Genomic DNA, 12,043 nt, shown 5'->3' on the forward strand with positions numbered 1-12,043 from the left:
GTCATGTTATGTCGGGCAACCCGTGATCAGCGTATCGGCTCCTGTTTTTCGCTTCATTTGAAAACGCATTTTTTCACCTTCCTCTGCACGCCGTTGCTCATGCTTCCGCCATCCTCGCCGGCCGATGCTGTCGCCGCCTCGGGAGCGCCCGCCACCCCCGCGCCCATCGCCGACGGCCTGCCCGCCCCCTTGCCGCCCTCCGCCAAGGCGCCGTGGAAATCCCGTTTCACCCTCACCAACGGTGTCCTCTTCAAGGACGACGCCCCCTTTTATCCGATCGGCTTCGTCTTCGGCACGAGTGACGCCGACCTCGCCCAGGCCCGCGCCATGGGTGCCAACGCCGTCCACTTCGACATCGGCTGGAACACTGCGCCCCGCCCCGGCGACATTCCCGACGCCTCCTTTGACAAGGTTCGCGGCATGATCCGCCGCGCGGCCGACTGGAACATGGCCGTCATCCCGCTTCTCACCGGCCACTACGTCCCCGGCTGGTTCCAGCGCGCGTATCCGGCTTCCGAACACGCCCCCGTCGGCAGCGACGGCAAACGCACCGGAAGCTGGACCCCCTACAGCCTCCACTCCCCCGCACTCCGCGAGCACATCCCCGCCTTCTGGCGCGCCACCGCCGCCATGGTCGCCGCCGAGCCCAACGTCATCGGCATCGGTGCGTGGAACGAACCCGGCTACGGCGGCACCTGGAACCGTGGCGACCAGTTCGCCGAATATTCGCAATGGGCCGTCGCCGCCTGGCGCGATCACCTCCGCACCACCTTCACGACTCTCGACGCCCTCAACCGCGCCCACGGCACCGGCTTCGCCACCTGGGATGACGTGCAACCGCCTCGCCAGCCGGAAGCATTCAACCGCCGTGCCTGGCTCGACTGGATGGAGTTTGGCCAGCGCGCCTTCGCCGGCTTCTTCGCCTGGGAGCGCACGATCATCAAGGAGGCGGCCCCCGCCCTCCTGCTCACCAACAAGAAACAGACCAACCCGTGGGATCGCTCCACCGCCTCTTCCGGCACCAACTGGGAACTCATGGGCCGCTCCGAAGACATCTTTGGCATCAACCTCTACTCCGGCTCCCCCTTCGGCACGCGCAACATCCTCGACGCCGCCTCCAGCTACGCCGACGGCAGGCCGGTCATGATTTTCGAAATCAACTCCATGCCCCCCGGCGCCGAGGCCCGCACGCCCGACACCATTCGCACCCTCCTCTGGGCGCCGCTCGCCGGCGGTGCGCGCGGCATGTTCATCTTCGCTTTCATCCGGGATACCGAGCACGGCATCCTCGGCCCCGGGGGCGCCAACGCCGAAGGCCGCGCCGAATACACCCGCCTCCTCATGCAGATTTCCGCCCACCAGCGCGAACTCGCCTCGCCCCGCGTCGCCGGCCGCATCGGTATCGTCTATTCTACTACCGCCGCGCTCCAGTCTACCGGCGATCTCGTGCCCCGCCATGCCTCCGGCGCGTTCAGCCTCTTTCGCAACAGCCACTATCAGGTCGACTACATCCCCGAGGAACGCTGCACGCCCGACTACCTGAAACGCTACACCCTCGTCGTCCTGCCCACCGCCACCGTCCTCAAGCCCCGCGAAACCGCCGCCGTGCAGACGTATCTCGCCGACGGCGGCCGCCTCTGGGCCTTTGGCGACAGCCTCGCGCGTGACGAACTCTGGGCCGCGCAACCGCCCCCCGCCTTCCTCGGCCTCAAGGATCGCAAGCCTCCCATCGGGGACCGCCGCCACCAGCAGATCGGCAAAGTCGACTCCGCACTCGAAAGCTATTTTGAAGGCGACTGCCAGATCGGCGGCGTCGAGATGGTTTCCGCCGTCGTCGGCGACGCCGACGCGATCCTGCCCGGAGCCGAAATCAGGACCGCCACCCACGGCCGCGTGCTCGCCTGGAACAGCGACAGCTACCCGACCCTCCTGCAAACCTCCACCGGCGGCCGCGTCATCTACAGCGCTTTCAGTTCCGACTACTCCGCCGCCCTGCGCGGCCTTGTCGAAGGCATCACCCGCGAGATCATCGGCCTCCGGCAGGAAGCCCGCCTCGTCGGCAACGCCACCGACATGACCGCCAGCGCGGTCATCACCGGCCTGCGCGAAGATTACCAGGACCCGTCCCTCCGTTACCTCATCGCTATCAACACCGCCTGGCGCCCGCAAAAAACCCGCCTCGAACTTCCCGAAGGCTGGAGCCTGCAAGGGGAGGCGCTTCACAACGAAAACCACAAAACCACCCCCACCCATGCCACCCTGAATGCCGACTCGCTCACCCTCGCCCCGCGCGAAGTCTATCTCTTCACCTTGAAAAAACGCGGTTAATCCAGCCGCTGTCCGCTCTCGCCGATGACCACTTCTGCAAGTGTCCAGCGACTGCTTTGCCCGAAATCCCGATCTTTCCTCCAGAACGTCCAAACAAACCAACCCGTCACACCATGAAAACACCACTCACACCGTCATGCCTCAAAGCACTCCAGGGCGCGGCGTTTCTTGCCGCCGCGAGCCTGTTCCTCATCCCGGCCGCAAACGCCACCATCCTCGTTGATAGTGGCGACATCACCACATCCGGCGGAGTCTCGACCTACTCCTTCCAGGCCACCGGCAACCAACTCCTGGCCAAACCCGCCGACAGCATCACCCAGGTCAACAATGCCTTTTACTCGGCCAGCCGTATCGACTGGCGCGCCGAAGGCACCGCCACCTATTTTGCCAATCCGTGGTCCGGCGGAACGTCCACCATCATTCTGGCCTGGGATTTCTCGAGTACTTCTTTTCGTCCGGAATCAATGGATGTTTATGACCGGGTTTTTATGGTGGCCGCCGCCACCGGAGTAACAGTGACCACGGCATGGTCCGACGATCTCGCAACATGGCATGATATCCGGGCAGTCACCTCCACGGGGACCAATGCCAGCAGCTATACCACCACTCCGGACATCTCACTCTCCTCGTTCGTTTCCAGCACCCTCTATTATCGGGTCACCTTTGAGGTCGCTTCAGACGGCACCTACGCCAACAGCGGCCAAGGCACGCAATGGGGACGCTCCGGCCCCGACCAGACCGCGTTCAGCATCACCTTCAACGTGGCAGCCGTTCCCGAGCCCGCCACCTGGGTGGCGATCACGGGACTGGTGGTTCTCGGTCTTGCCGGTTTCGTCCGCCGGCACCGCCGCCAATCCCGTTGATTTCCGGAGGGGCGGCCGTCTCCGCCGCCCCGTTCTTTCATCAAACAACACTACCCGAAATGCCCCCCGAATATTCCATGAAAGTCGCCGCGATGGCGGCCATTGCCTTTCTCGCCGCCCCGGCCTCGCGCGCCACCGTTTATGTGGAGAGCGCCGATATCACCGGCAGCGCCTATACCTTCACCGCGACCGGCAACCAGTTGCAGGCTTCGGGAACACGCCCGCAAGTCAACGGTGCCTGGTATTCGGACAGTCGTATCGACTGGCGTAACGAAAGCAGCACTACTTTTTACGCCAATCCCTGGAGCGGCAATACAGAGACCCCCGGCATCATCCTCGCGTGGGATTTTTCCCGCTCCGGTCTCCGTCCGGTTTCCTTTGCCGTTTACGACAAGGTATTTTTCGCCCCCGCCGCGTCGGGCGTAACCGTCAAGACGGAATGGTCCACCGACCTGATCGACTGGCAGGAAATCCGGACGATGGCCTCCACCGGCGTTGCCCTGACCAGCGCCGTCACTTCCGGCCCGGTCGCACTGCCCTCGCCCCGGGCGAGTCGCCTTTATTATCGGGTGACGTTTACCTCGACCGGCACATTCGGAAACAGCGGGCAGGCCACGCAATGGGGCCGCTCCGGTCCCGACCAGACGGCTTTCTCGATCAACGTCGACCTCGAACCGGCGCCGCCTCCGGCAAGCTATGCGATCGAAGGAAGAACGCTGTTGCGCGATGGCGAACCCGTCCGGGGCGCCTTTGTCCTGTGGCCCGTCAACGCCACGCAGATGAAGGACGAACCCTCCATCCGGGCCGAAATGCGAAGGATGAAATCGCTCTTCGGCCTGAAGGGTTTCGCATTCGAGCTTGGCTGGAGGGGCACCGAACCGAGCCGCGGCCAGTTTGTTTTTCCCGAGGCGGTCGACCGGTTTCTGGAAGTCGCGGAGGAAGAAAAACTCCACGTGCAAATTTTTCTCACCCCGCATTACACGCCTGACTGGGTTTACAATCAGGGGCTCGATGTGCGGATGAAGGACGAAAACGGCGCGGACTCCACAGGCATCTGGCTGAATTATTCGCCCGCGTCACCGGCAGCCTTGCAGTGGCAGGGCGAGTTCCAGAGCCGCGCGATCGGATACTACCAGCGGTTTTCGAGCGTATCCGGATTTCACCTCACCAACGAACTCACCTACGGAGTATCCGGTGCGTGGAACGATTATTCTTCGTGGGCCCAGGCGGCCTGGGAGGACTGGCTGGCTGCGCGAGGGTTGCCCGTCGTTTCCCTGCCGAAGTCCTCCGAAGCCTCCACCCGCGCGGCGGACTGGGGCCGCTTTCTGCTCTTTCGCCAGGACATGCTTACGAACTACTTCAACACCGTGTATGGGCAAGCCGCCGCCGCCCTGGACGAGTTTATCCCGGTTTTCCATCGCCACAACTGGTATGCCGCCAGCGACGCTTACGCCAGACGGCACGGGTTGAACTTCGACCCGACAAAAAACCTCGGCGACTGCACCGGCGGCAACGTTTACGGCGTGAGCAACACAATGGCGGCGATGTGGCTCTCGTGGCAGCGCCCGGTCAACCTCACCGAAACCAGCCTGACTGCTCTGGCCAACGCCGCCACCAGCACCCTGACCCCCGGTTCGCTCAACAGTGCGTTTCTCCGGCAATTTTTCTACGGAGCCGACATCCAGACCGTCTACCAATGGTCGTCGGGGAATTTTTACCCGATGCTCGACCCTGCCGGCGGAGCTCATGCTGCCTTCTCCCATTTTTCAACGGTCACCCACCTGATCGACCGGATCAGCGGAGCATTGCCGGAAATCCCGGACCAAGTCGGTTATCTCTGGCCGCGCGCCTTTGCCGCGCTTCGCTCAGACCAGTATCAGCACCTGCAACACCTGTTCGGCACCATCATGACGCCACCACGCCGCCTGGGCCGCACTCCGGTGATGATTTTTCCCGGTCAGATCGAACTCGACGCCGATTTGCTGCACTCCGTCCGCCTGCTGTATGTCACACGCCACTTCGGCAACGACCAGGACATCCTCGATCATCCTGCCCTGGAAAACTGGGTTGCCGCCGGCGGCACACTCGTCATGGAGCTCGACAGCGCCTCCCGCCCTCCGGTCTGGAGCGGAATCCAGATGGCAACGGCGGCAACCGGTGACATGGTGGCTGTTACAGCGGGGCCGCTCGATCCGATGGCAGCAATCCCCGCCACATCGGGCCGGCAAGGCTTCGCCCGCGCCTCCGTCACCGAAGTGTGGGCCGAGTGGAGTGACACCGCAAAAACACCCGCTGTAATCCGGAAGGACTACGGAAACGGCAAGGTCATCGCCGTGGGCACCGCCGCCTTGGCATCGTTGCCGCATTCATTTTACGCGGTCATCGATGCGGGGATTTTTTCCGACCAGGTGCAATCCGGCGAAAGCGTCAATTATTACCGCCTCGGGAAAAACGTGCTGGCCCAGCCGCAGGAGGCGACCCGATCGGTGACATCGCTCCCGGAATCCTGGATCGCCGCCGCCAGCGAATTCTGGAGTATCGACCGCACTACGGGCCTGGCGACCGAGGTCGCGCCATCCGGCACAAGCGGCGGCTTCGTCACCTTCGCGTTGCCGGCCGGTTCCCATCTCATGGCGATCGACCGGACCGCCGGCGCGTCCGCGCCCGTGTTGCTCGATGCCGTCTCCCGCAAGACGCATGGCCCGGCGGGCGTCTTCGACATCCCGCTTGCGGTGACAAACGGCGACACTGATCCTCCGGACGCCACCCTTGCCCCCGTCGAATGCCGCCGGGGCGACACACTCACCCTCGTTCTCGCATTCGACCAGCCCGTCTCCGCTCTCGAAGCCATCGTGACCGCCGGCACGGCCACGGTGGCCGGAGTCGATTATGACCTCCCGGGTGGCGGTGTTACGATCCGCCTTTCCGGTGTGGCCAACACGCAACGCCTGCAAGTCGCCCTGCAAGACATCAGGGGGCCGGATGGCAATGCCGCCGCCACGGCCACAGTCAGCCTCCGTATCCTGCACGGCGATACGAACGACGACGGCAACGTAAACACCGCCGACGTCGACCTCACCAAATCGCGTGCCGCCGCACTACCGGACGCCCTCAACTTCCGCAGCGATGTCACGGCAGACGGAAATGTGAACACGTCCGACGTGAACTTCATCAAAAGCCAGGCCGGCGCCTTCGTTGACTGAACCCGCCCCCTCCCATGAAAACCGTGCTGTTTCCGGTGTTCAGTGCTTTCGCCCTGACGGCTTGTTGTGCCCGGGCCGACGTGTCGCTCGTCTGCCCGACAACCGCCATCAACGTGCTTCCGGGCGAAACCTTTTCCGTAACGCTCAACCTCCTGATCACCGGCGACGAACGAGTCTCCGGCGTCGATTATTTCTGGAGAATCGACGGCGCCACGTCCGGCATGTTTGCCATCATCGGGCGCGACTTCGCCGGCAGTGTCTTCGATGATCCGATGTTTTCGAACGCTGCCATCACCCAAAGCCCGGCCAACGAGCTTGCCCCTCAAAACGGACACGTTCTCGGCGCCGTTCCGGAAGACTGGGAAACGTATGCAGACACCGGCACTCATTTTCTGGCGACCTACACGTTTTCCGTGAGCACATCCGTGACGGGAACCTTTGTTTTGGGAACAGTCAGCCATCCGGATTCCGGCTGGGGCGACACCGACTTTAACAGCCACGATTTCACCGGCCACGCCACCGTCACACTCAATGTCGGTCCGTTCATCCCTGAGCCGGTGACCTGCTCATTATTGATCGGGATTCTGGTCACAGGAACCCTTGTCTGCCATCGTCGGCAAACCTTCCGGGCAAAAACGATCGCTCACTGAAAATCCTCCCGGGATGCTTCCCTGCGGTTGACCCTGCCCGCAACAAAGAGGCAATCTTCCTCGCATGTGCTCCATGCGGTTCCTGCTGTCGCTTTTCTTCCTGCCTCTGTCCGCCTCCCTGGCTTGCGCCGCGTCCCCGGACACTTCCTCCCCCCCGCCCGATCTCGCCGCCTACATCGCCCGCCCCGAACCCGACTACGGCTGGACGCTCCGGACCACCGGCGACCTCGGCACCTGCGATTACTGGCTGCTCAAACTCAAGTCCCAAGTGTGGCACGGCATTCCGTGGGAGCACGATGTCGTCATCATCCGCCCGAAAGGCGTCGCGCCTTCCGACACCATGCTGCTCATCAACAACGGCGGAAAGTTCAGCCCCAAATACACCGCGCACGGGATCATGCTCGCCAACCTCGTCAAGGCCCCCGTCGCCATCGTCCTCGGCGTGCCGCGCCAGCCGCTTTTCGACGGGAAAACCGAGGATCGCCTCGTCGCCGAAACGTTTGTCCGCTACCTCGAAACCGAAGACAGTTCGTGGCCGCTCCTCTTCCCGATGGTCAAGAGCGTCGTCAAGGGCATGGACGCCATCCAGGCGTTCACGAAACAGGAATGGGGCGCCGATGCCGCGCCGGAAAAATTCATCGTCACCGGCGCCTCCAAACGCGGCTGGACGACCTGGCTCACCGCCGCCGCCGATCCGCGCGTCAGCGCCATCGCCCCCATGGTCATCGATCTCCTCAACATCCCCGAACAGATCACCCTGCAACACGACCGCCTCGGCGGTTACAGCGAACAAATCCAGCCCTACACCGAGCGCCAGCTTGTCCCCTCCCCCGACACGCCGCAGGCCCGCCATCTCTGGGCCATGGTCGATCCGTGGTCCTACCGCGCCAAGTACACCCTGCCCAAGATGATCGTCCTCGGAAACAACGACCGCTACTGGTCCACCGATGCGCTCAATGTCTACTGGGACGGCCTGCCCGGCCCCAAATACATCTCCTACACGCCCAACGCCGGTCACGATCTCTCGCCGCGCAATGCCGCCGGCAAACGCGAACTCCCCATGCGCGCGCTCAACAACATCGCCGCCTTCGTCCGCTGCCAGCTCACCGGCCGCGAACTCCCGGCCGTCACCTGGAAACACGACGACACGGATACGCCCGACGGTCCCCGTCTTCGCCTCACCGTCATCACCCGTCCCGCGCCGGCCCGGGCGAATCTCTGGACGGCCACCTCGCCCACGACGGATTTTCGCAATGCCCGCTGGGAATCGCGTCCGATCGACCTCGCCGCCGCCACCCATTCCGGCGGCGGCGAGGGAAACCCGCAACCCGTCGTCATCACCCTCGCCGCGCCGCAGTCCGGTCACCTCGCCTTCTATGCCGACCTCGATTACCAGGTCGACGAACTGCCCCTCCGCCTCTGCACCCAGCTCCGTATCGTTGGAAGCGATACGCCCGCCGCTCACCTGGCAAAAACGCCGTGAACTTGCCCCGTAGGGGCGTCGCTTGCGACGCCCGCGCCAGGCAGGATGAAGCGACAATCGCAGGCGACGGGCGTCGGCGAGCGACGCCCCTGCACGGCAAAAAGCTTCCGCATACCGGGTATTATTCCCCCGCGCGCCACACCCCCGGAAACATCAACTTTCTCGGGAAATCCGGCAGCCCGCGCTGCCCGCGCAACAACTGCGCCACCACCAGATCCACCGCATTGGCCGCGATGATGTCGTAACGCTGGTCCACCCCGTGCGCGCCGTGCCCCGGATGCCACGACAGCAGCACCGAACGGTCCGCCGCCCCGCTCCAGCCCGCCCGCCGCGCCGCCTCCAGCGTGCCGCCGTTGTCCAGCACCAGCGCATCCGGCTCCCGCTCCCGCAGCCACGTCTCGAGCACCGCCTTCTCCGGCAATCCGCCTCCGCCGCCTGCCGTCTTCCCTCCGGCTCCCGTCCTCGCCTTCGCTCCGGGCAACAGCAACAGCCGCCGCGCCGCCCCGCGCGGCCCGTGCGCCAGCCACGCCGCCTGCCAGCTCCGGTGCGCCCGCTCGTCGATCGCTGCGGAAACAATCGCCGCCGGCCGTCGCGCGCCCGCCTCCCGCAGCCGCCGCAACGCTTCCTCCATCGCCTCGTAGTGAAAATGAGCCGCCCGCGAAAGCGGCGCCGGCCACTCCGCCGTGCCGAGCACCGCCATGGCAAACGCGTCCCACGGCCACGCAATCTCCACGTCCTCGTGCTGCGTGACCGGCGCAAACACCACGCCCGTAATCCCGCGCGCCCGCAGGATCGACGCCAGCCGTTCCGCCCGTCCGCCCACCTCCGTCAGCCAGAACACCTCCAGCGCGTAGCCCGCCTCGCCCGCCCGCTCCCGCGCTCCCGCGACCACGCTGTCCAGAAATCCCCCCTTCGCCATGTCCGCCCGCGTCCCCTCCACGCAGACCAGCGCGATCCGCTCGCCCGTCGGCATCGGGTGCCCCCGCCGCACATTCGCCATCACTTCCGCCACCCGCGGGTTCGGCCGGTAGCCCAGACGCCTCGCCGCCTCCCGCACCCGCTCCGCGGTCTCCGCCGGGATGTTTTTCATCCCCCGCAACGCATACGACACCGACGACACCGCCAGCCCCGTTGCCCGCGCCACATCTTTCAGGGTCGCGTACCCCTTCCGCTCGTCTGTCCGGCTTTCGTCGCTGCTGTTCATCGCATTTCAGTGAACGATTTCACTAAGCCATGCCTCGCCCTCACGCAAGCCCGCCGCCAACCCTTTCCCTGCACACTGCATTTTCACTCCGCATTCCGAAATCCGCATTCACTCATCCATGCCACTCCAGACCCACACCCTTGAAACCGATCTCCTTGTCGCCGGCGGCGGCATGGCCGGCGTCAACGCCGCCCTCGCCGCGGCCCGCAACGGCGCCCGCGTCGTCCTCGTGCAGGACCGCTCCATCCTCGGCGGCAACGCCTCCAGCGAGGTGAAGATGCACATCGTCGGCGCCGACTGCCACGGCGGCAAACCCGGCCTGCGCGAATCCGGCATCATCGAGGAACTCCGCCTCGACGACGCCGTCCGCAATCCCCATCGCTGCTATGCGCAGTGGGACCTCCTTCTTTACGAGAAGGTCAAACTCGAACCCAACATCACCCTCCTCCTCGACACCATCGTCACCGGCGTAGAGATGAAGGACGGCGTCATCCAGGCCGCCCACGCCGTCCGCCACCCGACCGAAGACGCCTTCACCATCCGCGCGAAATTTTTCGCCGACTGCACCGGCGACGGCCGCCTCGGCACCGAAGCCGGCGCCGACTACCAGCACGGCCGCGAAGCCAAGTCCGAATACGGCGAGACCCTCGCCCGCGACGTCGCCGACCGCCAGACGCTCGGCAGCTCGATCCTCCTCACCGGCCGCAAATACGACAAACCGCAGCCCTTCATCGCCCCCTCCTGGGTGCGCAAGTTCCAAAAGAGCGATTTCAAGTACCGCCCGATCAACAGCTACGAATACGGCTACTGGTGGTTCGAATGGGGAGGGCAGTTCGACACCATCAAGGACAACGAAAAGATCCGTCACGAGCTGCTCCGCATCACGCTCGGCGTGTGGAACTACATCAAGAACTCCGGCGACCATCCCGACGCCGCCAACTGGGCGCTCGACTGGGTCGCCCCCATCCCCGGCAAGCGCGAAAGCCGCCGCTTTCTCGGCACCCACGTCCTCAAGGAACAGGATGTCCTCGGCGGCCGCATTTTTGAAGACCGGGTCGCCTACGGCGGCTGGGCCATCGACATCCATCCGCCCTCCGGTGTGGACGTGCCGGACGAGCGCCCCTTCACGCCCACGCACTTCAACCACATCTACACGATCCCCTTCGGCTGCTACCACTCGCGCAACGTGGCGAATCTCTTCTTCGCCGGCCGCAACATCAGCGCCACCCATGTCGCCTTCGCGAGCACCCGCGTCATGGCCACCTGCGCCATCGGCGGCCAGGCCATCGGCACGGCCGCCGCGGTCTGGCTCGGCGAGAAAGAAAACGACCTGCGCACGCTCGCCGCGAAAAAGGAAAACATCAAAACCCTCCAGCACCGCCTCCAGCGCGACGACGCCTGGTTGCCCGACCTGCCGACCCACACCGATTCCGCCGACCTCCTCCGTTCGGCCAAAGTCACCGCCACCAGCGAGACGCCCGCCGCCCCCGCGGCCAATGTCCTCGATGGCACCCCGCGCGACCTGAAAGCCAGCTTCGGCGCCTGGGCCGGCGCGAGCGACACGCTCCATCGCTGGGAATCCGCCGCGCTTCCTGCCACGCTCGCGCTCGAACTCCCGGCGCCCGCCGCGATCCGCGAAGTGCACATTACCTTCGACAGCGGCTTCGAACGCGAACTGATCCTCTCGATGAGCGACAGCCACACGAAGCGCAGCGTCCGCGGCCCGCAGCCCGAGACGGTCAAACACTACCGCCTCAAGCTCGACGGCAAGGTCATCGCCGAAGAGACGTCCAACTGGCAGCGCAAGCGCGTCCACCGCCTCGCCGGACCCGCGACCGGCCAGAAACTCGAACTCGAGGTTCTCGCCACGCACGGCGCCCCCGCCGCCCGCGTCTACGAGATCCACGCCTGGTAAACAGGTGGCGCGGGCGTCCCGCCCGCCTCCACTCTTACTCTTTCTCGTTCTCTCACTCTTTCTCCGGATCGTATTCTTTCTCGTACTCCTTCTCTTTCTCGTACTCGTGCTGCGGCGCGCCGTGCGAGTGCCGTGCGAGTGGCCGGAGCAGGAGAACGAACCCGGACCGGAGAAAGAGTACGAGAACGATTCCGGCGTGGCACGGGCTTCCAGCCCGTGAGCGTTGCCTCTCCGCGTGGCACGGCCATCCTGGCCGTGGACGGCGCCGCGCCGCAAGCGTCCCCTCCCCCCCTCCCGGAATCACGGGCTGGAAGCCCGTGCCACTTTCCGACTCCACTTCGAGTCCCCCCCCCCGGCCTCGTCCTCCCGAAAAACAAATACTCGCCCCCCTTCCCTC

The 12,043-nt window shown here is 65.0% G+C and carries 8 protein-coding genes; 6 read left to right on the top strand and 2 right to left on the bottom strand.

Annotated features, from left to right (window positions below):
- The first annotated feature begins 3 nt into the window (after window positions 1-3).
- The 5 genes from OPIT5_28015 (at window position 4) to OPIT5_28035 (ending at window position 8,527) form a co-directional block, all read left to right on the top strand.
- Window positions 4-2,328, top strand: a complete 2,325-nt coding sequence (locus tag OPIT5_28015; protein ID AHF93474.1) for a beta-galactosidase — start codon at window positions 4-6, stop codon at window positions 2,326-2,328.
- A gap of 113 nt (window positions 2,329-2,441) precedes the next feature.
- Complete coding sequence (locus OPIT5_28020) at window positions 2,442-3,191, top strand: hypothetical protein (GenBank protein AHF94837.1); 750 nt, start codon at window positions 2,442-2,444, stop codon at window positions 3,189-3,191.
- Window positions 3,192-3,250: 59 nt separating this feature from the next.
- The gene (locus tag OPIT5_28025; protein AHF93475.1) at window positions 3,251-6,394 is read left to right on the top strand and encodes a glycoside hydrolase family 42; all 3,144 of its coding nucleotides are present in this window, start codon (window positions 3,251-3,253) and stop codon (window positions 6,392-6,394) included.
- A gap of 14 nt (window positions 6,395-6,408) precedes the next feature.
- On the top strand, window positions 6,409-7,044 hold the full coding sequence (locus OPIT5_28030; GenBank protein AHF94838.1) for a hypothetical protein: 636 nt from the start codon (window positions 6,409-6,411) through the stop codon (window positions 7,042-7,044).
- A gap of 73 nt (window positions 7,045-7,117) precedes the next feature.
- Window positions 7,118-8,527, top strand: a complete 1,410-nt coding sequence (locus OPIT5_28035) for a PhoPQ-activated pathogenicity protein (GenBank protein AHF93476.1) — start codon at window positions 7,118-7,120, stop codon at window positions 8,525-8,527.
- A 121-nt stretch (window positions 8,528-8,648) separates the two neighbouring features.
- On the opposite strand, the gene OPIT5_28040 is transcribed toward OPIT5_28035, so the two are convergent.
- A complete protein-coding gene (locus OPIT5_28040) occupies window positions 8,649-9,731 on the bottom strand; it encodes a LacI family transcriptional regulator (GenBank protein AHF93477.1) in 1,083 nt (360 codons plus the stop codon).
- Between the two features lie 118 nt (window positions 9,732-9,849).
- Between OPIT5_28040 and OPIT5_28045 the strand changes: the two genes are divergently transcribed.
- Window positions 9,850-11,646 carry an FAD-dependent oxidoreductase gene (locus OPIT5_28045; protein ID AHF93478.1) on the top strand — a complete coding sequence of 599 codons (1,797 nt, stop codon included), beginning with the start codon at window positions 9,850-9,852 and terminating at the stop codon, window positions 11,644-11,646.
- A 52-nt stretch (window positions 11,647-11,698) separates the two neighbouring features.
- On the opposite strand, the gene OPIT5_28050 is transcribed toward OPIT5_28045, so the two are convergent.
- Window positions 11,699-11,983: a hypothetical protein gene (locus OPIT5_28050; protein ID AHF94839.1), complete on the bottom strand. Its 285-nt coding sequence runs from the start codon at window positions 11,981-11,983 to the stop codon at window positions 11,699-11,701.
- Between the last annotated feature and the right edge of the window lie 60 nt (window positions 11,984-12,043).

The organism is Opitutaceae bacterium TAV5 (assembly GCA_000242935.3).
Taxonomy (GTDB): Bacteria; Verrucomicrobiota; Verrucomicrobiia; order Opitutales; family Opitutaceae; genus Geminisphaera.